Source organism: Microvirga ossetica (assembly GCF_002741015.1).
Taxonomy (GTDB): domain Bacteria; phylum Pseudomonadota; class Alphaproteobacteria; order Rhizobiales; family Beijerinckiaceae; genus Microvirga; species Microvirga ossetica.
This window is the reverse complement of the sequence record NZ_CP016620.1, coordinates 305,935-332,230: the sequence shown is the minus strand read 5'-3', so window position 1 is coordinate 332,230 and position 26,296 is coordinate 305,935. Positions and strand designations below refer to the sequence as shown.

At 62.2% G+C, this 26,296-nt stretch carries 24 protein-coding genes and 1 pseudogene; 10 read left to right on the top strand and 15 right to left on the bottom strand.

Annotated elements, in window-relative coordinates; translation table 11 throughout:
* The first annotated feature begins 114 nt into the window (after positions 1–114).
* From BB934_RS44580 to BB934_RS44570, 3 genes are all read left to right on the top strand, one after another.
* Positions 115–1,341 carry a type II toxin-antitoxin system HipA family toxin gene (locus BB934_RS44580; RefSeq protein WP_099515931.1) on the top strand — a complete coding sequence of 409 codons (1,227 nt, stop codon included), beginning with the start codon at positions 115–117 and terminating at the stop codon, positions 1,339–1,341.
* A 607-nt stretch (positions 1,342–1,948) separates the two neighbouring features.
* Entirely contained in the window at positions 1,949–2,983 is a 1,035-nt protein-coding gene (locus BB934_RS44575; protein ID WP_099515930.1) for an AAA family ATPase, read from the top strand.
* On the top strand, positions 2,980–3,414 hold the full coding sequence (locus BB934_RS44570; RefSeq protein ID WP_099515929.1) for a hypothetical protein: 435 nt from the start codon (positions 2,980–2,982) through the stop codon (positions 3,412–3,414). Before BB934_RS44575 ends, BB934_RS44570 begins: the two co-directional genes overlap by 4 nt.
* A gap of 50 nt (positions 3,415–3,464) precedes the next feature.
* Here BB934_RS44570 and istB read toward each other — a convergent pair whose 3' ends face one another.
* Positions 3,465–4,211 (bottom strand): IS21-like element helper ATPase IstB, encoded by a 747-nt coding sequence (gene istB, locus BB934_RS44565; protein WP_099508289.1) that lies wholly within the window; start codon positions 4,209–4,211, stop codon positions 3,465–3,467.
* Positions 4,212–4,224: 13 nt separating this feature from the next.
* Positions 4,225–5,763, bottom strand: a complete 1,539-nt coding sequence (gene istA, locus BB934_RS44560; RefSeq protein ID WP_099508288.1) for an IS21 family transposase — start codon at positions 5,761–5,763, stop codon at positions 4,225–4,227.
* Between the two features lie 145 nt (positions 5,764–5,908).
* Here istA and BB934_RS44555 point away from each other — a divergent pair, with 145 nt between their 5' ends.
* The 3 genes from BB934_RS44555 to BB934_RS44545 all read left to right on the top strand — a co-directional run bounded on the left by BB934_RS44555 (position 5,909) and on the right by BB934_RS44545 (position 7,805).
* On the top strand, positions 5,909–6,127 hold the full coding sequence (locus BB934_RS44555; RefSeq protein ID WP_099515928.1) for a hypothetical protein: 219 nt from the start codon (positions 5,909–5,911) through the stop codon (positions 6,125–6,127).
* A gap of 107 nt (positions 6,128–6,234) precedes the next feature.
* A complete protein-coding gene (locus tag BB934_RS44550) occupies positions 6,235–7,176 on the top strand; it encodes a P-loop NTPase family protein (RefSeq protein WP_157934721.1) in 942 nt (313 codons plus the stop codon).
* A 344-nt stretch (positions 7,177–7,520) separates the two neighbouring features.
* Positions 7,521–7,805, top strand: coding sequence for a MucR family transcriptional regulator (locus BB934_RS44545; protein ID WP_099515926.1), 285 nt, complete (start codon positions 7,521–7,523; stop codon positions 7,803–7,805).
* Positions 7,806–8,143: 338 nt separating this feature from the next.
* Here the strand turns inward: BB934_RS44545 and BB934_RS44540 are convergent, their stop codons facing one another.
* A complete protein-coding gene (locus BB934_RS44540; protein ID WP_157934720.1) occupies positions 8,144–9,097 on the bottom strand; it encodes a hypothetical protein in 954 nt (317 codons plus the stop codon).
* Positions 9,098–10,051: 954 nt separating this feature from the next.
* Positions 10,052–11,407 (bottom strand): IS701 family transposase, encoded by a 1,356-nt coding sequence (locus tag BB934_RS44535; RefSeq protein WP_099512825.1) that lies wholly within the window; start codon positions 11,405–11,407, stop codon positions 10,052–10,054.
* Positions 11,408–11,452: 45 nt separating this feature from the next.
* Between BB934_RS44535 and BB934_RS44530 the strand changes: the two genes are divergently transcribed.
* On the top strand, positions 11,453–12,112 hold the full coding sequence (locus BB934_RS44530; RefSeq protein WP_099510067.1) for a DUF7986 domain-containing protein: 660 nt from the start codon (positions 11,453–11,455) through the stop codon (positions 12,110–12,112).
* A 387-nt stretch (positions 12,113–12,499) separates the two neighbouring features.
* On the opposite strand, the gene BB934_RS50045 is transcribed toward BB934_RS44530, so the two are convergent.
* From BB934_RS50045 to BB934_RS44490, 8 genes are all read right to left on the bottom strand, one after another.
* A complete protein-coding gene (locus BB934_RS50045; protein ID WP_237050832.1) occupies positions 12,500–12,847 on the bottom strand; it encodes a hypothetical protein in 348 nt (115 codons plus the stop codon).
* A 39-nt stretch (positions 12,848–12,886) separates the two neighbouring features.
* Entirely contained in the window at positions 12,887–13,048 is a 162-nt protein-coding gene (locus tag BB934_RS50040; RefSeq protein WP_237050831.1) for a type II toxin-antitoxin system PemK/MazF family toxin, read from the bottom strand.
* A 28-nt stretch (positions 13,049–13,076) separates the two neighbouring features.
* Positions 13,077–13,160: a hypothetical protein gene (locus BB934_RS50035; protein WP_237050936.1), complete on the bottom strand. Its 84-nt coding sequence runs from the start codon at positions 13,158–13,160 to the stop codon at positions 13,077–13,079.
* A 1,681-nt stretch (positions 13,161–14,841) separates the two neighbouring features.
* Positions 14,842–15,429, bottom strand: a complete 588-nt coding sequence (locus BB934_RS44510) for an RES family NAD+ phosphorylase (protein ID WP_099515924.1) — start codon at positions 15,427–15,429, stop codon at positions 14,842–14,844.
* Positions 15,426–15,959 carry an antitoxin Xre/MbcA/ParS toxin-binding domain-containing protein gene (locus BB934_RS44505; protein ID WP_237050829.1) on the bottom strand — a complete coding sequence of 178 codons (534 nt, stop codon included), beginning with the start codon at positions 15,957–15,959 and terminating at the stop codon, positions 15,426–15,428. The genes BB934_RS44510 and BB934_RS44505 overlap by 4 nt, the downstream gene beginning before the upstream one ends.
* Positions 15,960–16,568: 609 nt before the next feature.
* Positions 16,569–16,955: a DUF6262 family protein gene (locus BB934_RS44500; protein WP_099513992.1), complete on the bottom strand. Its 387-nt coding sequence runs from the start codon at positions 16,953–16,955 to the stop codon at positions 16,569–16,571.
* Entirely contained in the window at positions 16,930–19,236 is a 2,307-nt protein-coding gene (locus tag BB934_RS48215) for a tyrosine-type recombinase/integrase (protein WP_157934460.1), read from the bottom strand. The genes BB934_RS44500 and BB934_RS48215 overlap by 26 nt, the downstream gene beginning before the upstream one ends.
* Positions 19,227–20,414, bottom strand: coding sequence for a tyrosine-type recombinase/integrase (locus tag BB934_RS44490; RefSeq protein WP_099513993.1), 1,188 nt, complete (start codon positions 20,412–20,414; stop codon positions 19,227–19,229). Before BB934_RS44490 ends, BB934_RS48215 begins: the two co-directional genes overlap by 10 nt.
* 185 nt (positions 20,415–20,599) lie before the next feature.
* On the opposite strand from BB934_RS44490, the gene BB934_RS44485 reads away from it, so the two are divergent.
* Positions 20,600–21,553, top strand: coding sequence for a tyrosine-type recombinase/integrase (locus BB934_RS44485; protein ID WP_099515923.1), 954 nt, complete (start codon positions 20,600–20,602; stop codon positions 21,551–21,553).
* A 663-nt stretch (positions 21,554–22,216) separates the two neighbouring features.
* Entirely contained in the window at positions 22,217–22,588 is a 372-nt protein-coding gene (locus tag BB934_RS44480; RefSeq protein WP_099515922.1) for a hypothetical protein, read from the top strand.
* A gap of 48 nt (positions 22,589–22,636) precedes the next feature.
* On the opposite strand, the gene BB934_RS44475 is transcribed toward BB934_RS44480, so the two are convergent.
* A complete protein-coding gene (locus BB934_RS44475) occupies positions 22,637–23,968 on the bottom strand; it encodes a hypothetical protein (RefSeq protein ID WP_099515921.1) in 1,332 nt (443 codons plus the stop codon).
* A 124-nt stretch (positions 23,969–24,092) separates the two neighbouring features.
* A pseudogene (locus tag BB934_RS50030) lies at positions 24,093–24,903 on the bottom strand (LVIVD repeat-containing protein); the annotation flags it as partial.
* A 174-nt stretch (positions 24,904–25,077) separates the two neighbouring features.
* Here BB934_RS50030 and BB934_RS44465 point away from each other — a divergent pair.
* The gene (locus BB934_RS44465; protein ID WP_237050828.1) at positions 25,078–25,410 is read left to right on the top strand and encodes an RES family NAD+ phosphorylase; all 333 of its coding nucleotides are present in this window, start codon (positions 25,078–25,080) and stop codon (positions 25,408–25,410) included.
* 257 nt (positions 25,411–25,667) lie between these two features.
* On the opposite strand, the gene BB934_RS44460 is transcribed toward BB934_RS44465, so the two are convergent.
* On the bottom strand, positions 25,668–26,102 hold the full coding sequence (locus BB934_RS44460) for a VanZ family protein (RefSeq protein ID WP_157934717.1): 435 nt from the start codon (positions 26,100–26,102) through the stop codon (positions 25,668–25,670).
* Between the last annotated feature and the right edge of the window lie 194 nt (positions 26,103–26,296).

Here is a 26,296-nt window from a genome sequence, read left to right as displayed (position 1 = left end):
TCCCGACCATGTTGCAGCGAGGTCCAGATGCCACTCAACGGAAGTGATCGAGAGTCTACGCCTTACACGGTAGAGAAGGTCGACCCTCATTCGCCCAACCAATCGGAAACCTGAATGTGGCACGTCTCCCCCAGTGGGCGCCTGGATAGGCTCACGGTCTTCAAGCATGTCGGAGGCGGCTACGTCCCGGCCGGCGAGATGACATTCGAGGGCAGTGAGTTTCTTCGTCCCGGTGCATTTCAATATGACCAAAGTTATCTTGAGACACCTGGCGCAACGCCGCTCGATCCTCTTGGCCTTCCCGTCGTGTCACAGGTTTTCCCAGGTGTCCCAGAGGCTCCACTTGCGCTGCTCGACGCCGGGCCGGAGGGCTGGGGTCGAAGCGTCCTTGCCATGGCCTTCGAGGGATCGGTTCTTGGTGCAGCTGAATTTCTCGCGGCAGGCACCACAGACCGCACCGGTGATCTGGCCTTCGGCGCCTCTGGTGAAGGGGGACCTGGACATTGGCGGCCTGATGGCTCCCAGTCGTCGGGGATCTCCAACCAATGCGACGATCTCGAAGCCTTGATGCTTGCCGCCATCGCGGCGGATGAAAGCGACGCGACAGCCGATCAGCTCGGGATGCTCGTCCGAGCCTGTGCCGATGTTGGCGGCGCCCGCCCGAAAGTGAGATGGCGCGACCGGGAAGGGGAATGGATTGCGAAGTTCCCGACCTGGGGCGACAAGTTCGACGATCCGCGCATCGAGGCCGTTTGCCTGGATGTCGCGGAATCCGCCGGTCTCCCAGTTCCGCAGCGCCGGCTTGAGACCTTCTCGGGCAGGACCGCTTTGCTGGTGCGGCGCTTCGACCGGTCGGAGGATGGCAAGCCCTATGCTTACTTGAGCATGGGAACGCTGCTCCAGGAGCCTGCAAGCAGCTATGGAACGACCAGAACCTACACCGACATGGCTGCGGCTGCCCGGGCGATCGGCATTGAAGCGCCGGAGGAGCAGATGTTCCGCCGGCTGCTGGTGAACGCCTTTCTGCACAACACCGACGACCATCTGCGCAATCACGCAGTCATCAACACAGGGGAGGGGTGGGAGCTCTCGCCGGTGTTCGACGTAGTTCCGTATCCTGGACGGAAGCAACACGTCTGCGCTCCTGGACCCGGATTCAGCCCAGAGTGCGATCCGCAGGTGGCGTTTGCCTCGCACGCTGCCTTCGGGTTGGCTGAAGAGCAGGCTGAGGCAATCCGCGATGATGTCGTGGCGGCGGTGCGCCGCTTGCCTGAGTTTTTCGATCGTCGTGACGTGAGCAAAGCCGATCAGGAGCTTCTGCGGGGATTGGGGCAGCAATGATCCAGATCCCGACTGTGCCTTCGACACGTTCCGGACGTTGGTCCAGATCACTGATAGCATCATGCGCCGCTTCCAGGCACTCTCAGGATGCGCGTGCCGGACGTGCTCAGTCAAACGCGCCTTGTCGGCACAGTCTTGATCTTGCCTCCCGCCTCCTGAGCCTCGGCGTTCGGGTGGCACGCGTGGTTGATGAAACTCACCGTGGTCCCAAGTGGTGACCCATCGATGGTCGAGCGAGCGTTGTAGGCGAACACGGATCGAGCCTGAGGCCGGTTGTGACCTCGGCGTTGGTGCTCCTCGGGCCGATGTCGTCGATGATCAACGAGCCCTTCTCGATGACAGCGATGGTAAACGGGCCGAGGCCTGTCCTCGAGCGTCCCACCCAGTCGGCCCTTGGATGCCCTTCATCAGTTCGTCCTTCCACACTGACCCACCAGCCTCGCCATACCGCGGCTCCCGTGCGGCCGATAAGAGAGGTCACCACCGGTGAGACAGGCGCTGCTTAACCAGACAGGGCGGGCAGGGACGTTCCAGTCCCAGAAGACACAGAGAGAGAGGATTACCAGAAGAGATTGAGACGAGGATAGAAACGTAGAAATCCCGGAAAATGACAGTTCAAGACGCAACCCAGCCCCTGCGGGCCGGGCGGGACGCTCTCTGCCTCGATCGCGCGCCGCTCACCATCGTGCAGCGGTTTCCTTCAAACCTTCTGACGAAAGCCTTTATCGTGACCACACCCCCTGACAAACCCGCCTTGAGCGCCGACGAACTCGCCTGGTCTCTCAAAGAAGACGTCCTCGGCCAGGATGCCGCCATTGACGCCTTTGCGGCCCAGTTCACCCAGCGCCGCACCACCCATCCTGCGGATCGACCGCTCGGCGTCTTTCTGTTCGCGGGCCCTGACAAGGTGGGCCGAGACGCGATCTATCACCGTCTCACGAGCGAAGCTCACGTGAAGGCGGGCCGCGGCAGCCTTTTCGGAGGAGAGGCCAACGCGGACGAGATGTTGCGCCTGAGCGAGCCGACAGACACCCCCAGCACTCTTGCCGATCTCTACAAGGCCGACCCCAGAAGCATCGTCCTTCTCGACAACATCGACAAAGCTCACCCAGGCATTATCGCCCGCCTGCAGCAGGCCTGGAGCACGGGCGTCCTGCGCAGTGCCGAGGGCGAGGCCATCTCGGTTGCTGGGGCCACCTTCCTGGTCGCAACGGAACTGGCCAGCGATGCGATCGCCGAGCTGGCCCGGCGCGGGAGCGACCCGGATCGGCTGCACATTGAGGGCCTCAAGATCCTGCTCGATGCGGGCTTCCCGGCTCCTCTCCTGACGCGGATCGACTGGATTGTCTGTCTCCGCGACGTCACGCTCGACGATCACCTCCGGTCGGTTTATCGCGGGATCGCTGAAGCCGTGGCTTCTCATGGTCTCGAGCTTGAGGCGGGTGGGGTCGATGCGCGGATCCTGATTGAGTTCATGGCGCCACTTCTGGGCGGGCGCGCCACGGCCGGCCGTGTCACGGACGAGGCGCTGGCGGCTTGCCTGGCCGAGGCTCGGGCCCAGGGGATGACGCGGGTGCGTCTGATCCAGGGCGAGAGTGGTGTCCTTGTGGTGCCGGCCATGACCCCGGTGACGGGCGCATGAGCGGCCTTGACCTGGATCCCGCCCTGCGGTTGCAGGCCCACGCCCTTCTCGACCGTCTGGTCGGGGAGGGGGCCACCTTCTCATCCGGCGATGCCCGGCGTCTGATCGCGCTTGTGCCGATGACACGAGCCTCCCGGCTCTCGTTTGTGGGCACCCTCACGGGCCGCGGCGGCCGCCTGCGCGGGGATGCCGCCGGCGTCGGCCCGGTGGACCTGGAGGGGGAGGCGAGGGATAAGCGCCTGTCGTGGAAAGCGCCCAAGCTTTACCGGATCGGGGGCTATGAGGTGACCCATGCCCCGGGAGAGATCGGGATCAGCCTGCTGTGGCACGATGAGGATACCGACGAAGCCGTCCACTTCGTCCAATCTGAAGCCGTCCAGGCATTCCGATTTCAAGCCGTCCGTGGTTCCGAGGTGAAGTCGTCCACCTGAGCGCCGCTCTTCGGGTCGTTGATGGATGGTGGTTGAGGCGGTGGCGCTGGTCAAGCGTCGGCTTGCGCGTGGCGGGTCTTGCGCAGGCTCTCGCCGGTGAGAGTGATCCGGTAGGCGTTGTGCACGACCCGATCGAGAATGGCGTCAGCCAGAGTTGGAAGGCTGCCGATCATCGCGTACCAGTTCTCGACCGGCACTTGGCTGGTGATCAGCAACGAACCGGCATCATAGCGGTCCTCGACGATCTCCAGCAGATCGCGCTGCTGCTCGCCGGTGAGCGCCTCAGGACCCCAGTCGTCGAGCACCAGCAGCTTGGCCCGGGCGAGTGTGCGTAACAGGCGAGAGTAGCGGCCATCGCTGCGGGCGAGATCGAGCGCTGCAAACAGCCGCGGCACACGATGGTAGAGCACCGACAGATCCTCCCGGCAGGCGCGGTGTCCAAGGGCGCAGGCGAGCCAGCTCTTTCCGACGCCGCACGGGCCGGTGATCAACAGATTGCGCCGCTCGCGGATCCAGTCGCAGGACGCCAGCTTGAGAAACAGTGCCCGGTCGAGGCCGCGCGCGGCCCGGAAGTCGACATCCTCGACGCTGGCAGGATGGCGCAGTTTGGCTGTCTTGGCCCGGGTCTCGAAGCGCTTCTGCTGGCGCGTCGTCACTTCATGATCGAGGATCAGGCCGAGCCATTCGGCATGGCCGAGCGCGTCAGCCTCGGGATTGGCGCCGAGCGCCTTGAAGCCCTTGGCCATGCCGTGCAGGCCCAGCGCGTGGAGCTGGTCGAGGGTGGGATGGGTCAACATGGTCGGTCTCCGTTCAGTGGAAATACCCCGGTCCGCGGACGTTGGGGTGGGTGATCACGGGCGTGTCGGCCGCCGGGGCGGGAGCACGCTCGTGGTAGGTGTCGAGTAGCGACACGATGCTCTTGTAGGTCAGCGCCCGGATCGCCAGGGCTTTGGCCGCGACCGCCTCGACACGCTCCTTCGGGATGCCGCGCATGTGCTGCAAAACCCCGATGCAGGTGCGAAAGCCCTGCTCGGGATGGCGGCGCGCCGACAGGATGGCGGCAATCAGTCCCTCGGTGTGGGGGCCGATCACCGCCGCCCAGGAGCGGAAGCGCTCGGGCGACCAGGCGGCATAGCGGCGATGAGAGCTCGGCATGTGCTCGGCCTGCGTGCCGTGCGCCCGTCCCGCGAAACGCCGCGCGTGGGCAGCCACGCGCCCGCCCTTGTGGAAGGCCTCGATCGTGCGTTGGGTGACGCGCACCTCGACCTGCTGGCCGATGAGGCCAAACGGCACCGAGTAGAAGAAGCCCTCGACCTCGATGTGATAGTCGAGCCCAACCCGGGCGAACTGCCAGTGCGCGAAGACGTAGTCCTGCGCCGGCAATGGTGCGAGGGCCGGCTTCTCGATGGTCTCGAACACCTGGCGCCGGCTGACGCCGAGCCGGCGCATGGGCACACTGTTCATGCGCGTGACGGCCTCGGCGATGGCCGCATTGGCCTCCTGGAGCGAGAAGAAGGTGCGGTGGCGCAGGCGGCCGAGAATGTAGAATTGGGCGAAGCGCACGCCGGACTCGACTTTTGCCTTATCCTTCGGGCGACGCGGTCGGGCCGGAAGAATGCCGACCTCGTAGTGGGCCGCCATCTTGCCGTAGCTGCGGTTGATCTCGGGATCGTAGAACGAGGCCTTGTGGACGCCGCTCTTCAGGTTGTCCGGGACAACGAGCTTGGTCACGCCGCCATGGAAGCGGAACATGCGCACATGGGCTTCGATCCAATCCGGCAGGGTCTGGGTCCAGGTCGCTTCGGCATAGGTCAGGTTGGAGGCGCCGAGTACGGCCACGAAGATCTCGGCGTGGCGGATCTCGCCGGTGAGCGGATCGACGATCGGCAGCTTCTTGCCGGAATAATCGACGAAGACCTTGTCGCCGGCGACGTGATGCTGGCGCATGGTCGGCGTCAGGCGGCGCTCGAAGGAGCGAAACAGATCGCAGAAGCGCGAATAGCCGTATCCGTCCGGATGATCCGCGAGATATTCCTCGTGCAGGATGGCGATGCTGACGCCAGGCCGCTTGAGCTCCTGGACCAGGTGGGCCCAATCCGGCTCCGGCCGGCGGCGCGTTCCGATCCGGGCGCCCGCCCGGGCGAACAGCTTCTCCTCGAGGGCGGTATCGCTCAGGTCCTCCGGCAGGGGCCAGATCAGCCCGGCCGCCTTGGCCCGCTGGATGGCGTCCCGCACGGTCGAGCGCGCCGCGCCGACAATCCGGCCGATTGCGCGGTCGCTGGTTCCACTCGCGTGGAGCCGTAGCACTTGCCGCATCTGTCGCATGGTCATCTCTCTGTTTGCCGGCATCGCGTCCCTCTCTGGTGGAGAGGTCGAAATGCCCCAATTGGATGACCCGGTGCAGCACGGTTCTTCCGCCTGAGCCCTGGACGGGATCAAATCGGAAGGATGGACGGCTTCAGTTCGGAAGGGTGGACGGCATCAAATCGGAACCATGGACGACTTCAAGTCGGTACACATGGACGGATTGCGTCGGTATCCGCAGCACGAGACGCGGATCGATCAAAGCGGGCAGAGCTGCGTGCTGGTTTACGACGCCATAGCCAGTGAGCCGCGGGAGATGCTGATCGCCCGGCACATGGTGTTGAGGCTCTTCGTCCTGCGCTTGGGCTACGTCTCGTACATTCACTGGAAGACACCGGTACCCGAATAGGGAAGACCCTTCAGGCCCTCGGTACAGCCCTTCCGACCACCCTTCCCCACACCGTTTCAACCAGCGCCGCCATGAGCGGCGCTTTTCATTTCGACTTGGACACCTTCATGACGACCCTTTCTTCAAAGCCAAAGCCCGTCCCCACCGCGGCCATGATCGCCGACGCCCTTTCTGGCGCCGTGATCGGGCAGGAGACGACGCTAACCGCCCTAGCCAACGCGGTGCACGATCAGCTCACCCGCGATCAGCCCGGCCGCTCATCCGGCATCTTCCTCCTGGCCGGCCCTGACATGGCCCGGGCCAAGGACGCGATCGCCTGTGGCCTCGCCAAGGTCCTCGGCTATGACTGGAACCTCTACAATCTCGCCGACCCGGGGCTGTCCGCCGCACGGCTGTTCGGATCTGAGCCGACAGGTCCGCGTCCAGGTTCGATCGCCCATCAGCTAACGACCGCGCCGCATTCGGTCATCATCCTCGACGGCATCGAGCATGCCTATCCGCCCGTGCTCGAGCACCTGATCGCGGGCTGGCGCAGCGGCTCCATTCTGGACGCGGCGGGAACCCGCATTCCGACCGAAAAGGCGATTTTCATGCTGACAACCGCCATCGCCCAAGTCGGCGTCAGTCAGATCGCCCGCTCCGGCCTCTCGGCCGATCAGCGCCACATCGCCTGCCTCAAGCTGCTGTCCGACGCTGGGCTTTCAGCGGCGCTACTGCGCCGTGTCGACGCCGTCCTTTGCTTTGAAGGCTTAAGCCTGCCGGATCTCGCCCGGGAATGCCGGCGCAGTCTTGAACAACAGGTCGCGTCGCACGGACTGACGCTGACGGAGGATGGTCTCGACACCGCGGTGCTCACGGGCGCCATGACCTCGGCGCTTGGCGTCTCGGCGCCGGCGTTCCAGCGTCGCCGCGCCACCCTCGACCTTCGCCTTTCAGAAATTCGCAAGGCCGGCGCTACGCGCATCCGGCTGGTGATGGACGGCGACGCCATCGGCGTCGTCCCGGTCGCGCCGGCGGCTGGAAAAGAGACCCGCCCTCTGAACCGCTAGAACCAGAAAGCTTCCACTCGCAGGGAAGCCTTGCTGCCGGTGCAAGGACGTCGCCCCCGGTGCGCAATTCCTCACCGGGCCATCAGGCCGACGCGTTGCAATGACGACAACGGGATTCCGTCTCGTTCCCTTTTCCTTGCGCGTGACGTTTCGAACTCCAAGCCAATTTTCAACGAAGTACAATCATGACACCACCACCATCATCATCATTTTTTCGGGATTGAGGAGATCGTCGACTTGAGCGTCCGGTTCGCCCTGATCCTGTCGCAGGCGGACACCTCGAGTGCCCCGACCGCATCAGATGCCGTCTGACCCATCTGTTTGAGGAGATTGCGCCGATTTCCATGACACCACCGGCTTGTGCGATCCCGGCTACCGCCAGGCTTGGTGCGGTGCTGCCCGATGCAATCATCTCGCTTGAGGACGGCGAGTCGTACAAGAATCTCTACCATCATCTGAGAACCCGCGGCCTGACCCCAAAAGGGTATCGCCGGAAATGGGGGCTGCCGCGCGATTATCCGATGATCGCGCCGAATGAGAGCGAACGCCTGCGGCTCTTGCGGGAAGGTTGTGGTGAACCGCCCTGCTCCAGGACACGCCGCCGGGGTCGGCCCCGCCGTTGCCGGTGATCACCTCGCTCTTCTTGCTCGGTGGGTCGGGACGGGGCTTTCAAGCGCTCGACAAAGGGCGCGTGGTTCGGGGGCCGCCACTGAACTGCCGTGAGCCAAGGTCGAGAATTGTCTGCGACAGTCCGCCGTATGCGCCGTCGGTCGAGTTGCGGGTCCGGGCTTTCAGCGCTCAGTCTTCCGCCACCGCAGCGGCGCGGAGGCGCCGTTCTAGCCGCTCAGTTTGAACAGACAGAACCGAAACATTCCGGGAGGCCAGAGACCAAAACCTGGCGCATGGGCGGCCTACTCAGGAGAGGGCAAGATGCTTGGGTTCTTCCGGGCTGGTCCGGTCCGCGGGACTAATTCCCCTCTCCATTACCTGATCTCCCAGCCGACCCAGCTTGCTGACCCACGCGGTCCTTCTGATCTGAGAGCGCCAGAGCTCGCGCCAGATGAGGAGTGATGCCCCACGGCTCGCGGGGGATTACGACCTGTAGCCCGTTATCATCGGTAAACACAGCATGGGCGTCGCCTCGAGTTCCATACCTCCAGTGGGAACCGGCGTGCGGAAACGCCGCCGTCCGGGCGAACTCCGCGCGTTTCTCCTGGCTCATGCCGTCGGTTTGCGAATCGATCCACTCCCAGAAATCGATAGCCATGGGTCCAAAGGAAGCCGCCAGAGCCTGATCTTCGGTCTCGAGTGGCATAGCATCTTTCTGAGGCGGCAGCAGACCTTGCAAAGCCTTTTCGACCTGTTGCGAGTATCGTCTCATGGCGTCATCGAGATCACGGTTGAATTTCCACGCTTCGTCGCGATTGGCCTCGAGCTGCTCGATCCGACGGTTGAGATTTTTCTTGGTCGCAGCTGTTCTTTCCTCCTGCAGCTCCATTTCCTGACGAAGGGCGGCAATCTCCGCCTCAAGTGCTGCCTTGTCCGTTGCTTCCTGGGGCGCAGCTATTCCGGCCAAGCCACCTGTTGACCCGACGGCAGAGGGGTCGCATCTGTCTTCCGCCGGCCCAGTTGCGGGTGCTTGGGAAGGATCCTGGTGAAGACCAAGTCTAGCCTTGATGGCGGTCAATTCGTCGAGGATGAGCGTGACATGCGCCATCAGCGCATTGTATCGCGTGACGTCTTTTTCTTCGATGACCTGCGCCAGTTCCGCGGCTTTGGCCTTGTCCCGGGCTCGTTTGATCCGAGACCGCTCGGTATTCGATTTCGCCATTAGGTCTTCCTCAATCAAGTATTTGATAAAACTGTAATTTCGCATTTCGTTGCCACCGGACGCAACGCGCGTAAAGTGTGTCGGCAGCATCCTTCTGTGGATTAATTAGGACCAGGCTGCGGGTCAGGCTCCCGCGGAACCGATGGCTCCCGCAGAGCCTCGTGCGCTAGTTGACGGTGATAGGGATCGCTACCCGCTCCCGCCAGCACGCCGCGGGAATATGGCAGGACGTTCTGATGAATCGGATCCCTTATTAGGTCTTTCAGAGCTCTGCTGAGGCCGATGACAGGTTCACAAGGAACGCAACGAAGATAATCTAGGCTCAATACCGCAAACGTTGTGGGTCCCCCTTTTGGACGCCCCAACGTTTGCTGCGCTCCTCCGGGTGCTGCTCAGCCGACGTTGCAGGGTTTTGGCAACGCGTTCAGGAGGGAGCGGCATGGCTTCGAGGGCCGAGCAAGGCCATGCCCGCTGAAGTCTGCGCTGTGCGGAAGAAGGCGGCGCGAGCCCAGCGTGATGAAAGCAATGCGTGGCGCCACAGGGGCCAGGATCAGCGCTTGGGACCCGGCTAATGCCGGAACCGCAGGCACCCTCATCAGATCCTTGGTGGGCCCCGAGGTCAGGACCGATGATCCCAAAGGGACCACGACCGTTTCCGCGGTAAATAGACCAGCTTCAGGGTCTCGGGTACCTATCAAAATAAATCGGCTCAATACCGCAGTTTTTGTGCACTTCTCCGGAGCGGATGAAAAACAGCGGATGAAAAACTGCTTTGCTCCCGCGAGCGTTTTTCAGGATCGTTGCAAACGCTTGCAACGGCCGTAGGGTGCCCCCTCGTCGTGGACTACGGCTTCGCCCGGGGGTCGTCGCCAGCCCGAGAAACAAGCAGGGTCTGACTGAGCCGTTAGAGGTCCTCGTCATCGAGCCTAGAGCTTTTGGCCCCACCGTCCGGAATCAGATCTCCGAGACCCTGCCTCTCGAACGGCAACGACGCTTCCCATCGAGGATACTAGTTACAGACTTTCTTAGCTCGACTTTGGCCATTTATGCTGGATAGCAGAGTGTCGCCGTCAATCGCTTCAGAACATCGATTTGGCCTTTTGTCATGTTGGCGGGCCGGCGTGACGCATCAGAAACTGCGGCGGCCCAGAGCGAGCGTCGGACGGCCGCCAGAGCATCGCTGAAGGTGATGGTGCGCTTATTGTACCAAGCGGCACACTGCGGGCGAGCCAAGCGCCGAATGGCGGGGTCAGCGGTCCAGAGACTGACCAGCGAGAACAGCCCCAGCAGGGCTGGTGTCGTGCGGGCGATCGCCTTGTCCGACCATTGGCGTTGCGTCTCCATCCCCAGGTGTCTGCGAGCCTCGGCAAAGGTCACCTCGGTGCTCCAGCGCCGCACGAACCAGCGCACGATCTCAAGAGGATCGGCTTGCAGGTCCGTACACAGAAACGCCTGTGGCTTGAGGAGGCCGGCCACGTCCCGCACCAGAACATAGCGGATCGGCACGTGCTTGCCGGGATGGTGCCAGATCGCCGTGCCCGAGATGAACTCAATCAGGCGTTCGCCACCGCCGTACCAGCCGTCGACCCAAACCTGCCGCCACGCCGTCTTGGGATTGGCCAGGCGTTCGGCCAGGCTCGGAAGACGTTGACCAACAACGCGAGGGCGTCCTCGGGTTCCGGGCCGACGGCGCGGAGCCGGCGTGAACAGGCGCGCATCCAGGCGCAGGCGCGTGATCATGCACAGGCGATGCCGAACCGCGTTCAGCAGCTCAATCGCCGCGTAGCTCTGATCAGCCACTGCCACGAGGCGCCGGTCCGGCAGCCAGCGGGCGACCTGGAGAAGGGCTTGTCGGGCCCAGTCCGTGAGCGCCTTGTGACGCTGGCGATGCTCACGCGAGAAGCGCTCGGAGGGCGCCAGCACCGTCAGGAAGGGCAAGGCCCACACGCGACCGGCCCACGGGATGGGAGCGAGCATCATGATGGACAGCCAGCGCAATCCCGAGGCTTTGACGAAGTGGCCATGGGAGGAGCGGACCGGATCCCGGTAGATGCCACGGGCCCTGATCCGGGCACCCCAGCGACGCTCAAGGGTGTCATCCAGGCCAATCACCACTGGCCCGGTCGGCACAAAAGCTGCCACCAGCAGGCCGAGCAGACGGCGCGCCACCTCGCGGCTGGACCACTGGTTGCGGTTGAGCACACGGTGATAGTTCGTGAAGCTGCGGGTGCGGGCGAGGCCAACAACGGTGAGCATGGCCGTGACGGTGCGACGGCCCGGGGTGAGAAGAGCCCCCAGGACGAGCACAAGGGCATGGCGGAAGGTTGGTCCGGTCAGGCCGGACCGGAACGGAGCCAGCCAGGTGGACAGGAGGTCAGGAACATGGGGCTGGACGGGCATGGCCACGATCTCCCACAATCAGGCTCAAGAGCCTGGGAGGTCGCCATGGCCGAAATGGGTCGGACCGAGATCCTGACGCGCTATCGTCATCTCCGCGCGATCAGCACCCACCATCACAACGAGGCTCTTCGCTGCGTACCGGATTCGGCCCTGATGGAGCAGGCGCGCCGGCTGGGGCTCACGGCTGGCAAGATGCTGGTGGCCGAGAGCCTGGACGAGGTGACGTTGGCCTACGACCTGGCTCTCTACACCGCCCCGCCGGGCCGCTCGCGCGGGATGGACCGCTATACCCGCAACGCTGTCGTGGTGCCCGGCTCGGATGAGGACGTGATGCTGCAGGCTCTGCTGCGGGCCCGCTTCTCGGTCTGGCGGGTTGAGCGTCGCCACGAGACGGCCGGCTTGGTGGTGCTGGATCTCATGCGCCAGGAAGAGGTTTGGCTGGTCGATGAGCATCTGGAGCAGACGGCTCATCCTGGCACATCGCTGGCGATGCGGCTGAGTACTCCGGAGGCCTTTGCGATGACGTGTGGGGTTGTCGTGCCGGTGGATGTGGAGATGATGGAGGAGGTGTTCGACACCATGCTGGAGCGCGTGCATGGCGATGCCGACGCAATTGCCAATGATCGCCGGTTTGCTACCGCAATCTATCGGATTGCCGTAATGGACGCGCTCATGAGCCTTGTGAGATTTGCCGATCCGGACTGACCCGCAGGTGGCCTACTGGCCCGCGAAATTGGCCAAAGTCGAGCTTAGGCTCCCAGAAAAATAGGCTCAATACCGCAAACGTTCCGCACTCTGCCGCGCCCAGAAAGGTTGCTGGGCCCCTTCGAGCCATTTCACGCGCGCGTTGGCAACGCCGCGCAACAGCATCAAGGGGATTCTGCTCGACAGCAACTTACATCGGACGATGGAATGCGAGACATCCTGAGCAAAATGTTTGGCTGGACCTCCCGTTGCGCATCTGACTCGTTGAATGGCCAGCGGGCGAAGCATCTTTTTGATCGGCAAGGAAACTCAGCAGAAACGCGTTCGTTACCTCGATCGTTGATAGACGCAATTCCTTAACCAGCCGGTCCTGCATCGTGCCGAAGGTCAAGAACGATGATCCCAAGGAGACCACCACCGTTTCCGGCAAAACAGACTCGTTTCAGGTCTCAGAGGGTTGTCAAAATAAAATAGGCTCAATACCTCAGTTTTTGTGCACCCCTCCGGATCGGGTAAAAACTGCTTCGCTCCAGCGCGTTTTTCAGGCTCGTTGCAAACGTTTGCAACGGCCGTGCGGCGCTCCATGTCACGAGCTATGGCTTCGTCGGCCCCAGGTGCCGCCAGCGCGAGAAAACCGACTGGGCCTGATTGAACCTCAAGAGACTCGTCATCGAGGCGGCCGACATGGGCGCCAACCTTCCATTTCCGGACCGTGGTGATCTTGTCCACCATCATGCGGCGGTTAGTGTGCAAGCCAATTGCGTGCGCTCGGCTCTACCGACAGGTGAAACAGGGGGCTTCGGTCAGGTCCGTGGTGAGAGCGCAGATCGTGATCGAATCTGTTCCGTCGAAGCTGTCGTCCTGGACCAGGACGACAGGACGTGGCTCGCCCGCGTAATCCTGGTCTCCGCAGGCCGTCCAGATATCGCGTCTCATTCTCGTCCCAGTGACACGGCGTCAATACTCATCCTTGGCATGCGCTGGTGGCCACAGCCAAGGATTGGTGAGGAGCCTCGGATTTGAAGGCAGGGGCGTGTGTGGCGGGCACCCAGTTCCGGATCGGGCGCAGCCCTTGCAGGCGCAGGTGCGCTCGCGGTGCTCCCGCACCCTCTCGTGGGACGCTCTGGACTTTGCTGTCGCGACCATGGCGGGATCTTTGGCGGTTACATTCCCTGTCACGATCCGACGCTTCCCACCAAGGCTCAACGATCGTCGCCCGCACGCCCTGAAGAAGGATTCCGAAACACAATTTTCTTCGAGAACGCAACAGCAGTTCCAGCAAGGAGACCCATTACAGGGCCTCAAGCGTCCCAGAGATAAAATAGGCTCAATACCGCAAAGGTGGCGCACCCTTTCGTGCGCATCACTTTTGCTGGGCTCGCTCGATTCCTTCTCAGACGTGCGTTGGCAACGTCGCGCAACGTTTTGCGAGATGGCATTTTAGCGACGCTACAACGATTTGGGCTCGTCGTATGCGACCTGCAGAAGCTGCTTCGCGGTTCAATCGGCTACGACCAAAAGTGGTCCGATGTCCTTGTGCGTTGTCAGGGCTCACGCTCGACGATAGGTGTCTCGCCATTCTTGGAATGCTGATGACCACTCGCAGATCCGCACGGCAACGACACTGTCTGCACTCCTCGCAACCGCCCGGCCAAGCAGGTCGAAGGCATTGATATCCGGATGGCCGGTGGAAAGACGTTGCGACGCGGCGGAAGCGGAGGCCGAGACGGCGGTGCTGCACCAGATTTCGGGTGATTTCGAGCCGTGCACCGAACAGCTTGGCGCGGGCAATCGCTTTAGCGCGCCTCGCTGAAGACCGTCACCGGTGATGTGCGGGCGCAAGTCTGCTGGCCGAAGGACACGAAGGGAGGAAAGGATGCGCTCGGTCTACGGCGGACACGGCGCACGATTTCGACTTCCGCACTGCGGCGCAATGGAATGGCGCTGGCGAAGCATTTGAGATGGTTTGTCGCGACCTCTCGTCATTCCTCATTAGATTTTGTGGGGCGCCGCTTCGTGCCAAGAGTTTGCCAGCGGCGTGAAAGAACGTCGTCGCGACCGCGAAAGAGCGCGCGAACAGCGAAATCTTTTCTGGGGCGGAGAGCGCGGCGGTGGTGGTTTGGGGAGGCCGGAGGTCCGCTTCGCGGCGCCGCCTCAATGCATCCAAGACGATGAGGTGGCCGTGCTCTTCGGCGAGTTCGGCAAGGCGGCGGGTCAGCGAACCGATCTCAGCTTCCTGATCCTGATTGGAAGTCAGTCTGGCACCCTGGCATCCGCGCGACTAAGACACCGGAAATCGCCGGCGGCGGCAAGTGGCCCGGATGCCCGGAGAGACGAACTGCAGTGCCGCAGGGCAGGCGGGAAGCGCCGGAGCAATCTACCTCGGGTACGGCAGACACGGCGCACTCATTCGACATTTCATAGGCCGATCGGTGTTTAACGGAACGCCGGGATGCAGGAGATGATATGGAAGCGCAGCCGAAGCCGCCGCCTCTTACCGCGGAACTGCAAAGCTGCCGAATCCGCTCAATGTCTGGAGCGAGGGCAGACGGGAGGACGCGGCGGACCGGGTGAGGTGCTCAGCTCGGGCCGAGGCTCGTAACTCGTCCGATATGCTGACACGCTTCGCTACGCGCGGCTTTAGGGTGTGTCCATTGCCGAGAGGCTGACGAAGAGCGGACCATGAAGGATGAGGGGCATTTTCTGGTGACTGAACCCTCTGCCGGCACTTATGGCGCCAAGCCGACGCCGTAGGGCTCGGCGAGATCCCAGAACCAGTCCGCATCAAGACGGGTTTCTCGATGGACTTCCTCTACAACTTCAGGTTCATGGTCATAGAGTGCGTAGCAAAGCGCCTCGTCATCGTGACGGGCATAATAGGCAACGCCGGCCGCTTGTATCGGATGATCGCGAAGGGCGGCAGACCAAGCCTGGGGAACATGGTACGGCAAGCTGCCATGGACCACCTCAGCAGTTGCCCCTAGACGTGCAAGTCCAGGCCCACCGAGCTTGATCAGCACAAGGGGACGAGCCACACGCAGCCGCACATAGGCTTTCCTTGCAAGCAGATCTGACGGAATGAGAGTGCGTCCTGGCTCGCGAAGGAAGGTTTCGGCAAAGGCGCCCCGCGCGTCCTTGGCCGTGTAGAGGACGCCATACGACGCATTAGGCGCATTGAGGCGACCATCCCGGCTGCGATCGAAATGGATCGGGTTGAATGCTGCTGTGAAGAACCGGTGGAGGATCTCGCCAGCCTCAAGGGTGACGAGGACCGGATCCCGCGAAGCAAGATCCGGTGGCGGCAAAGGTGCCGTCACGATCCTTGCTGACCCATGCGCCGGGCAGCGTCGACAACCAGGTCGATCTCGCCAGCCTTGAGGAGATCAATCGGCGTGCGCCCATTCAGGCGCGGATCAGGGCGAACAAGAAAGTTCAGCACCGCCCAGGGGTTCTCAGTTGGGAGCGCCTCCCGCACAGCCTTCAGACCAAGGACGACCGTGCCATCGCGGTTGAATTGCACAGTAGGATAGGCTCGGCGGTTGCTCGGACCCGGTACGGCCAGCAAGCTGCCTTCGCGCACTTTTCGATCCACCATCTGCCGTGAGATGCCGTTCATCAGGACCCGAACCTGATCCAGGTCGTAGGCTCCACCCGATTCCTTCAGATCGTTCTGGGCGATCTGAACACCTCTGAGGAGTGCCTTGGCCCGCGAGTTGGGCTCGAACGCAGAGGCGTCGACAACGGGTCTTTTCTTGATTGCGCCTGATCTGACCCGGGCGAAGAGACGGCCCTGAGGTCCTGCCAGGTGCCCTCGAAGCCGTTGGATCCGCCCAGACCCTATACGCAACAGCTTCTTCTCTGTCGTTGCGTCAGGAGGGACTAATGCGACCAGTACTCCGTCGGGGATCTCCCGAAGCACCTGTTCTGGATCTCCGACCACTTTGTATGAGTGAACAGACGGGGGCACGGATGACTTCGCCCTGGAGTACCGCCGGGCAGACGACCGCTTTTTCGCTTGAGAATCTTTGATGCGAGCCATCTGCTCCTCCCTTGGAGCTAAGATATGCCTTGTACTGCCGATTGGCAACTTGGACAACTAAGGCAACTTTGGAAACGAACTACATTTCGCACAAAGTGTTCCCGCAGTTACCCGTGGAGATGAGAGACAGGAGGGGATCGCTTACAGAAGCCGGTGTCAGCATCTAGCAAAATGCTAAACGAGATAACATTTCGCATTTACCTGGAGGTGTTCTGTAAATCCTTAGGCAGGCCAGGCGATTAGACCTGATTGACATGTCATCCATGGGCATTTGCGATCGAGGTGCCACCGCCATGCTCGCTGTCAAGAACAGGCCTGCGGCCTGCCGCCTCCGGCGGGGCCCTGCGGGCCTTCTTGACCGCTCCGCGTGCCGGCGGCTTGGGGTGTCCAAGCCCTGACGGCTTTGCCCGTCATGGCTCATGACGACCCATAACGTGTCAACCGGCTGCGCACCTCAAGAAGCTCGGTCACGGCGCGCTGATGGCGGCTACGCCATTCCTCTGCTTCGCCGAGCGCGCGCTCATAGCGGCGATCCAGCTCCATTTTCTGCTGGCGGACCTCGGCCAGCTCCGACTCCAGCCGCTTGACCTTGTTGCGCAGCGCCACCTCGATCGTTGCGGCACGGCCCGCCGAGCGAACCCGGACCTCCTCGCCATCGACCGTCACAACCTGCTGAAGCGCTGTCGTGCGAAGTTGCTGGATCACCTCCTTGAACTGGCGGTAAAGGTACTCGCGGCTGACGTTGGCGCGCTCGGCCACGGTCTTGAACGAGATGACCTCACCGTTCCGGCGCATGGTGCCCAAGATCTCTTCGACCGCACGCCGCTTGGTCACACTCCGCTGCCGCGCCGCTGCCAGCAGCCCGCTGGTATTTTCGAGCCTGTCCACTGAACGTCCCCTCCGCCTTGATCGTCTTGATGATGGTCTTGACGTTCGCAAGCCCCTGCTGGGTTCGCTCCATCCGCTTGCGACCGATGTCAGCCATGCGCCGATGGCCGTCGTGCTCGAAGCCTTCCACCTCACCTTTGAAGCGGGTGAGGCTGGCAGCCATGGTGCGCATTTCCTTCTCGAAGAACGGCAACTGCCCGATATCGGCCCGGAAGTACGTGCACGTGAAGCAGGCTCCGTTGTGTTCGCACCATTCACCGATCTGGCCCGGAAGCGAGCAGAGGCCGCCGGGGACGTCAACCGCCAGAGTGGCACCCTTGCGCAGCGCCAGTTCGGCGACCTTGTCGTCGACCTCGCCCTTGATGGAGATGAACTTGCCACCACCCTTCTCGAGGACAGCTTTCTTCTTCAGCTTCAGACGCTGATTGACGTAGATCAGGCTCATGTCGGCCGAGGCATGGCCGAGTTCCATCTGGATCATCATGATGTCATAGCCGGCCAATGCCAGTTCGGTGCCGTAAAAATGGCGCAGGTCATGCCAGCCGAACTTGTAGATGCCGCCGTCCTTGTCACGAATGCCTTGGCGGATGATCCACTTCGCGATCACGTCCCGGGTGTGCCCTGGACTGAGATGGACTTCGGCATCGCCGAGCCTGTGCGGGAACAGGTATTGTGTCTCGCGCCGCCATGCTGTCCGGACGTCGTCCTGCTGCTCCTGGATGGCCTGGATGACCAGAGCATGGGCAGCATCGTTCTTGTGCAGCGGCTTGGTGTTCCAGCGCTTGACCTTGGACTGGTAGAAGGTCAGCAGCATGAAGTCGGCATCGTCCGGATCCGGTGCCAGGCAACCGAACGCAAGGGCGTGCAGGTCGATGGACCGCATGCCCGTATAGCGGGCGATGATCAGAAGACGTTTACAGACAACCGGCAGGGAGTCGAACCTCAGGAAGATCTGCTCAATGACCTCCTCGGGCACCATCGCGTCTTCGAGATTGCGCGCATATTCATGCGTCCGGGGATGATAGCTACGAACCCTGCGAACGTTCCTCTTATCGAAGACAAGGCGGCGCCAGCGGTATTCCGGGAGGTAGGCGGAGGCCCATTGGACCATGTTGAGCGGGTCCGTATACCAGTTCTGCCCGGTAAAGCCCTTGTCGTTGCCCCATGACAGGAACGTATGCTCGATGAACTCCTGTGTGATGTGTTCGGGGCGAGGCGAGGAATGAAGACTGTACAGGCATGCCTCGATCTGTCCCAGGGAGGCAATGTAGGATGGCAGAGTGCGCGGCGAGAGTTCCTTGTGCTCGATTTTGTTGAGAACGTAGCGCCGCGCTACGGTGCGCAGCCACGGAAGTTGAATGCGGAAGAAGCTGAGATAGGGTGCTTTGGACCGCGTCACCGGAACTTCATCGGCGGGATAAACATCCTCCAGGAGAACCAGGTCCCTGGCCTCCACCGGCTTGGCTTTCTCGCGCAAGAGGATGAGGGTGAACACCAAGAGGTTGGCCACGGCACTGGCCACGGGCCCATAGGCTGTCTCGTGGATCGTGGCGTCCCGACGCCATTTGAGCTTCGTGGGGCGAACCGAGTATTCCCTCCCTGCCAGCCAATTCTCAAACAGGCTCCGAAGGGGCGTGCTGCCGCAGCCTAAACCGCTCTCGATAGGGCGACCGAAGTCGATCAGGTGGCGGACCGCAGGTGCTTGAGTGGATGCAAGGTCAGCACAGAAGGGAATCAACTGAATCGCTCGCGTGTACCAGCGGTAGTGCCGGCTCTGTGGCCGTGACAGGCGCCAGGCAAAAAATGCCTTGAGCTCCGTCTTGTAGAACTCCGGCACAGCGGCGAAGTCGAAGCCAATCCCACCCAGCAACTCATCGGACAGCGTTTGTCCGCGCTGCCGGATGATGGATGCCGGGCGGCCCTTTCTGCTGCGTTCTCCATGGGTGTTTCTCTCAACACAGCCACTACTGGGCCCAATCTCCTGGGCGTCGCGGAGGATTTGAGCGTGCCGCGCCCCGCCATAACTGTCCGGCGCGTATAACGCGGATCCGGCGTCGATCCCGAAGCATTCCCGAAGCGTATGGAAGCCCCACAGGTCTCGTTCGAGCAGGGCAGGGTGCAGGGCGGCCAGAAAGGCTCGCAGGCTCCCAAGATACGCGACGTCCGGATCGTAGCTTCGGGCGAGCTTCAGAGCCATTTGAGCTTCTCCTCCGCCAGGCCGATACGCCTCAAGTCATTCAGGCGCTCTTCGACCTCCGTGTGGTTCCTGAGCTGCAGCTTCTTGTACTCGGCATTGAACAGGTGCTTGTAGATGGCATTGGTCGTCTGCGGGCTGGCATGCCCGAGGCGGTCAGCGACATCGAGCAGGCTATAGCCCTGAGCGATCGCCTCGCTGGCATGGGTGTGACGGAACATGTGCCAGGTAAACGCAATCCCCGAGTTCCGGACCAGACGCTTTTGAATGTCGTAGGCGTTGCTCTCAGACAGCCCGCGGCCGATTTGCGCTTTGGCGATGTTGCAGAACACATAATTCGTGCCGGTCTCGAAGGCCGGAAGGTATTCGTCGCTGGCGACATAGTCCTCATACATCGTCATCACGAAGTCGAGCACCGGGATCGGCCGCGCCCTGCCGTTTTTGACGCGCGCCTTGTTCTCGTGAAGGCGGGGCGTGACCCAGATGACGTTCTCCTCCAACCGGAAGTCCTCGTGCAGCAGGCCCCGGGCCTCGCCGATCCGGATGCCGGTCGTGTACAGGAGGACCACCAGGAAGGCGTCGCGCATGAGGCTGGCCGCCTCGATGATCTTCAGGACCTGCTCGGGCTTCAGCCGGTGGTCGACGGCCCGTTTGGCGGAGGCCGCCTTGGCCTTGTGGTCCGACCGGCTTTCGGTGCGGCGCCGCGGCTTGCGCTGTGCGATATGAGCCAGGAAAGGCTTGTAGGCGTCGGGATGATAGGCGCGCGGCCTCTCGTCATTGCCAAAGATCAGCGCGGCGTGGCGCATGTCCAGAAAGGTGTAGAAGGCCTTGATCGCAAACAGGATCTGGTTGTGCAGGCTGGCGGAAACGTCCACGGGTTCCGGGCGCAGCGGGATGATGTTGAGGGCGATCTTCAGATCCAGGATCGGGCCATGGCGGATCAGCGCGGGAATGAAGCGGTCGAGGTCCAAGGGTGTGATCTCCCGGAAGCTCTTGCCCATGGCCGCGAGATAGTTGCCCAGCCGGACCACGTGCCGGGCATAATGGGCGACGGTGCTCGGGGCGTGATGGCGCGCCTCCAGGTAGATGACGAACTCGCGGATCTCGGTGACGATGGCGTCACCGTCATAGGCGGTCCAGGTGACGTGGCCGCTTGGGAGGACGCTGCGCTGCAGGTGCATGGGCCGTCATCCGCGTCGTTGATACCTGATGGTACGACTGTCAGGGACCAGCGCCAAGCGTCCAAAGGGGTAGGTCGATCACGTCGTTGACATGACCAAGCGACCTAGAGGTATTCGCATAACAAACGTTTTGACAAGAAGTCTGTAACGGGTGCCGTGACAGGGTCCTCCTACAGGAGGATCTCATGCGTTCCAATCAACGGCTGGCCGAACTCTGGCTCGATGCCCTGGCGACGGAGCTCGGAGCCTCGGCTGGCACCATTGCGACCTATACCGACGATCTCAACTGCTACTTGGTTTGGCTCGATGAGAACAGCCTCGGCTTGGACGAGGTCGGCTTGGAGCACATCCGAGATTACGTCGCCGCTCTCGATCGGCGGGACTATGCCGGATCGACCATTGCCCGACGCATCACAGTGGCACGGGGCCTGCACAAGTTCCTGATCGCGGAGGAACTCGGCTCCCGCGATCCCACGTCCAATCTAACTGCCATGCGCCGCTCCAGGAAGCTGCCCTTCGTCCTGTCGATCGCCGAGACGGAGGCGCTCCTGGAGACCGCCCACAGGATTGTGGCCGATCCTTCGGTCGGGCTCTACCGGCGGGCCGGCTATGCCCGCACGGCTGCTCTGTTCGAGACGCTCTATGCCTCCGGCATGCGCATCAGCCAGGCCCTATCCCTGCCCTCCGATGCCGCGCCTCCCGGCACCCGCATGCTGCTGGTGCGCGGCAAGGGCGACAAGCAGCGCCTCGTACCCCTGCATGAGCGAGCCATTGCAGCCATCGCCCAGTGGCAGAGGCTGGCGGGCGCGTACTCTGGTGGCAAGCCGAGCCAATGGCTGTTCCATTCGGTTCGCAACGGCAGCAAGGCTCTGACGCGCCAGGCGGCCCTGCTCAAGATCAAGGAAGCTGCCGTGGCGGCAGGTTTGGCCAATCCAGATCGGGTCTCACCGCATGTGCTGCGCCATGCCTTTGCCACCCACATGCATTCCGGCGGCACCGATCTGCGTGTGCTGCAGGAGCTGCTGGGGCATGCCGGCATTGAGACCACCCAGATTTATACCCATCTCAACGCCTCTCGCCTTCATCACATGGTCCGCGATCTCCATCCGCTGAACGCGCAAGAGAGTTCGGACCGATAGCACTGTGTGGCAGCGTCGCGACCTATTCCTGCGAAAGCCAGGCTGGCTCGCATACTTATGTCGCGTCACTCTCCTCGAGCGGATGCTATGGCTCGTTGACCTTCAGCTGTGTCCATCCAAGCGAGAGCTTCTTTCCGGTGGGAAAATCTCTCGCGACAGATCCTGGGCGTCAGCTTTCCGCGCACAGGGACAATCACGCGCCACGATCGTTTCAGCTCCATTGCATAGGCGGCTGGATATTCCTTCCTCACCGGATACTCCCCTGCCAACACTCAAAGGAATACAGCCGCTCGACCCAAAGAAGTTGCCCAAGGGGCGAGCGGCATCGGGAAGTATCTACTCGGGAAGTATCTACGCATCGCAATGAGCAAGAAGTTAAAGCAACGCGTTCACCCCCCTCGAATGTGCTTGTCCGTACCCCGTGAAGGTAGTGAACTTGCAATGCCAGCGTCGATGCTGATCGTTAAAGCCAGCAGTCGCGGTATGGGATGCCATCGAGGTCTGTGATCCCTTAAGTAGGTGCCTATCCCAAGGCTAGGGAGATCCATCGCCGAGGAGAGGAAACAGGCGAGCGTAAGGCTCGATAAACCATGACCGCACATTATCCTGCTGCCGTGAAACGGGGACTGGGTGGGCCTTATCTCAGAACGGAGACGATTGCCCATGACGGATACGATTTCATCTGAAGTCATTCAGGAGAAAATGGACCACGTCAGTGGAACATTGAACGCGATCCTGTCCGGAGGTGGTGAAGGATACCTTCGCGAACTTCAGGGACTTTTGCAGAAGAACCTCACAGGTCTCCTTAGCCTGTTCGACCGGAACCCCGACCTCGATGCAGCGACGTCCGACTTTTATGCCGCAGCCGCTGCGATCGTGAACGACATCGACGCGGAATCCCAGCCGCTAGCCCGGAAACGCCGTCTACTGCGGGAGGCGCAAGCAAGGTTTGAGGAGCGCATCAGGATAGCGGAGCCGAACAGACGCAAACCATCGGCGGCCTGGTGCAAGAACGAGATCTTTTTGGCGGCCTGAACCGGGCCTCAAATGCCGCTCCGCTGTTTCGTCCCAAGGCGTTTCCGCTCAGGACGATCCGTTCTCCCACCTACCGCCTGTCTTGCGATGAAGCGATGTTGTGGGACTGCGGAATAGCGGGGCGGACATTTCGGTCTGGGAGAGCCTGGCGATATTTGTCATTGCCTCCTCCCTGATGGAGATCTGGAGCCGTTCCGACATCAGCGGGTGGCTGCTGCCGATCATGGCGACGTTCTCGAGGATGCCGTAGGCCGGCGAGCTGCGAGGGATGGATACGGCGGTCCCGTTCAGGATGACGACAGCCTCTCCGAGGGATGCAGCCTCCAGCCACTTGATCCACGGCGTTTGGAAAGGCCCCTCCTGTGGGAAGACTTTCGGGATCTGGGCCGGGGCTCTTCCGAGCGAAACTGTCGCAACCTCGTTGGCCACATCGATGGACTTCACTCGGATGCTGAAACCTGAGCCGAGGACGGACAGGTTTTCCGGCGTGCTGATGCCGCTACCGGCTCTGAATGTGTCGTTCCCGTCTTCGTCCGGGACGAGATAGGAAATGCCCTTCTCGAAGCGGTGGACGAGAATACAGGCAGGTACGCGTGCGTCCCACCCCGTGTTCATCCTGAACTCTATGAAGTATTCGCCGAACCTGGCCGCGAGATAACCGGGAAGATCGCGTCGATGCAGCGGACGCAGTTGCACAGAGGTACTGATGCGGGCTGACCCGGGATCGGTCCAGACGCGGGTCATGTCCAGCAAACCCTTTGACCACATGTTGGCTGCGTTGAGACCGGGACCGATCTCGTAGACGGGCTGCCCGAAGGGGTCGAGGTCTGTGTAGATGGGATGAGGAGCAGACCGTCCCGCATCGACGCTCATGACGTCGAAGGGATCGGTGTAGTCGACGGTAGACCCTTCCCTTCTGGAATGGTTCAGGCCGTATCCATGGCCCATCTCCTGCCCCAGGAAACTGGGGGACAATCCGGAGAGAGCGCTGTTGGCGCCGTCGTCGCCGCATACGATGCCGTTGAGGCCACCGAAGAGGTCACGGCCGGAGTTGAGCACGACCACCACGTTGTGGAAGTCCCCGAGATTGACGCCCTCGGAGGTCGCCTTGTCCTTGGCCCATTGGAGAAGTTCGTCCCGGCCAGCCGGGTTCAGCCCACTCCCCGTGTAATCGGCAGTCGCCTTGTCGAGCGTGTACCACCCGAAGACCTGGGTACCGCTCAGATCGAGCTTCCCGTGGGACATGTCGCTGAAGTAGTCGACCATGTTCCATTTGCCCGTTCCGGCGGTCGTAAAGATCTCCTCATAGCGGAGTCGAGGAAAGGGCTCGTCGTTGTTGTCGTTGAATTTCGTGAGTAGGATTGCCCACGGTGTCTGCATGGCGGCACCCAATTCGCGAGAGAGCTGTCGGGACGCTGATAACGCAGTACGCAGAGAAACTACTCACAGTATAGGAAGATGGGCTGCGTAAGCCAGTACTCCAAAAAATCCTTCGTTTCGGGTTGAACTCAAGGATGTAGAGCCCGCCGTTGTAGTCGTTGCTGTAGACGATGCCATTAGCGTCAACGAAAACATCGCATGACTGGATCACCCGCGGTCGACCGGGGCGACGACCGGCCATCCACGCTGGAGCCGGCGGGACGAACGCTCAGACCTCGGCCGGACAGTACCGGTCGCGGTCGAGGCCCCGCACGCCTGCAGTCCGGTGCATCGCAACGATGAGTTCCGAGTTCGCGAAACTCCCTGGACGGTTCTCGTGAACGTCATGCGGACCTGAATGACCGCCCTTCTTCGCAGAGTCCGCCTCCGACGGTGTCGGGAGGGTCGATATGCTGATCGGATTCGAGGGCTCCCGGATGTCGAACATCCAGATGAACTTGAGGCCATCCTCCATGTTGTCGAGCACTGCCTCATCGAGCACGACGCGCAGGTCCCGGTCGGGCAGCAGAAGGCAGTTGTGCGTGCCGCCGTCGTAGGGAGCCGATCAATTGCGATGCACGACCAACTTGGGTAGGCTGCGGTCGGCGACATCGATCATCACTAGACCTGCATCGCGCCACGCCCCGTAGGCGGCGTCGCCGTGGATGATCGCATGGTGCGGCGCGTGCCGCCTTGTCGGCGCCCAATCGGGTTCTCCCCTGCCGCGAGTTCATACCCGGCAGCCAATAGCGTCCGGCCTTGCGAGGTTTCGTCAGATCGAATATGTCGATTGTGATGAAGATGTAGTCGATGAAGCCGTCGATGAGGGCCGATGCATAGGCCCAGCGCCCGCCCGCATATCAGATCCTGTGGATGCCCCCGCCCTCGACAGACATGGCGGGCGCTGACAAGGAGCGAAGCTCTGAGGGACAACCACGCTCAATCCGCTTAACGGGTAGGTCGCAGTTGTCCTCAACTAGGGCTGCGGCGTGCTGGATGTCGGCCTGAGCCGCGCCGGCGGAAACGCTGCTGCGCAACCCGCAGCGCCTGATGGTCGCCGCCTCGGAATCATGGACCGCGCTGCAACAGAGCTGGTCTGCCGCCGTGACCTGCGCGTCGTGACACTCTATGGTTCCGGCCTGCAAGCGGTCGGCACCGACAACGCGATCTCCACCGGCCCCTACGAGCCCTGCGGCTTGTGGTCGGACGCCTTTTGGGATCATCCAGACCAGCCCGACGGAATTGCGTATCAGTCCCGCCGCGATGCGAGGGAGCTCTGCCTGGCGCTCTTCGCGCGGCCCGACCTGTCATTCGACATCAAATCGACGAAGCCATTGACGGCAATGTTGCACGAGATCGCGGGCCTGCTCGATGGCTACGGTAAGTCCCTGTCGCCTACATAGCGGGCAAGGCCGGCCCGCCTCCCCCCGCGCAATTATCCTGCCGGACAACGTGCGCTCCCACCGGATGGCTTGCGCGATCATTTCACGGATATGGAACCCGGTCGTGAGTGCGGTGTGGCTGCCCATGGGCGCTCTCGTGCCGGCCGGCGAGCCCGCCAACGGTCCAAGCTACTGTGTATGGGGTTGAGTTTGACTTTAGGCCGCCCTCTCGGATGCAATGGGAACCGTGCCACTCAGGCCCGCCCTGCCCTTACCTATTACTGGTTCTGGACGCAGGCGCTGGCAGGCGGTCTGTTCTCTGTGCCAGGAAAGGTGGCGCGCGGATCCTGTCCGGGTCTGGAGCGTGTCCTCAACCGCTCCAACATACGCTCAGCCGCCAATCCAAGCACGATTCCCAGAAGGGCCCCTGCGGCCTTGACGAGGCCGTCCGGAAGCCTGCCATGCCGGCTTGGGCTCACATGCTGGAGCACCTCGAGCAGCCCAGCCAGACCGATCACCAGCCCAACCATGCGCCACCGGTGCTGGGGATAGCCCAGGCAGAGGAGCGCCCCGATCGCCATAAAAGCGGTAAACCGCTCCCAGTTCGCCGGTGCCGCGGTTACTGGTCGGAGTTCAATCGGGGACAGCGTGAAGACGGCAATAGCCAGGACGAGCAGCCAAGCCAGCCACTGGGAGAAGAGTCTGAGGGTCATGACCAACGCTACTAGCGGCTCCGGTGAGCCGGCGCACGTGATTTCCATCGCAGCCTGCCCCGAGGCTGCTCATTGTGTGATGAAAAGTCCCCATCCCACCACAATGGACCTTGAAATCGGCCTTGGGGCTGGTCCCAGGAGCAATTTCAGCTCCTTGATCTTGTTGTGGCCGAGGCGAAGATGGCTGCTCGATC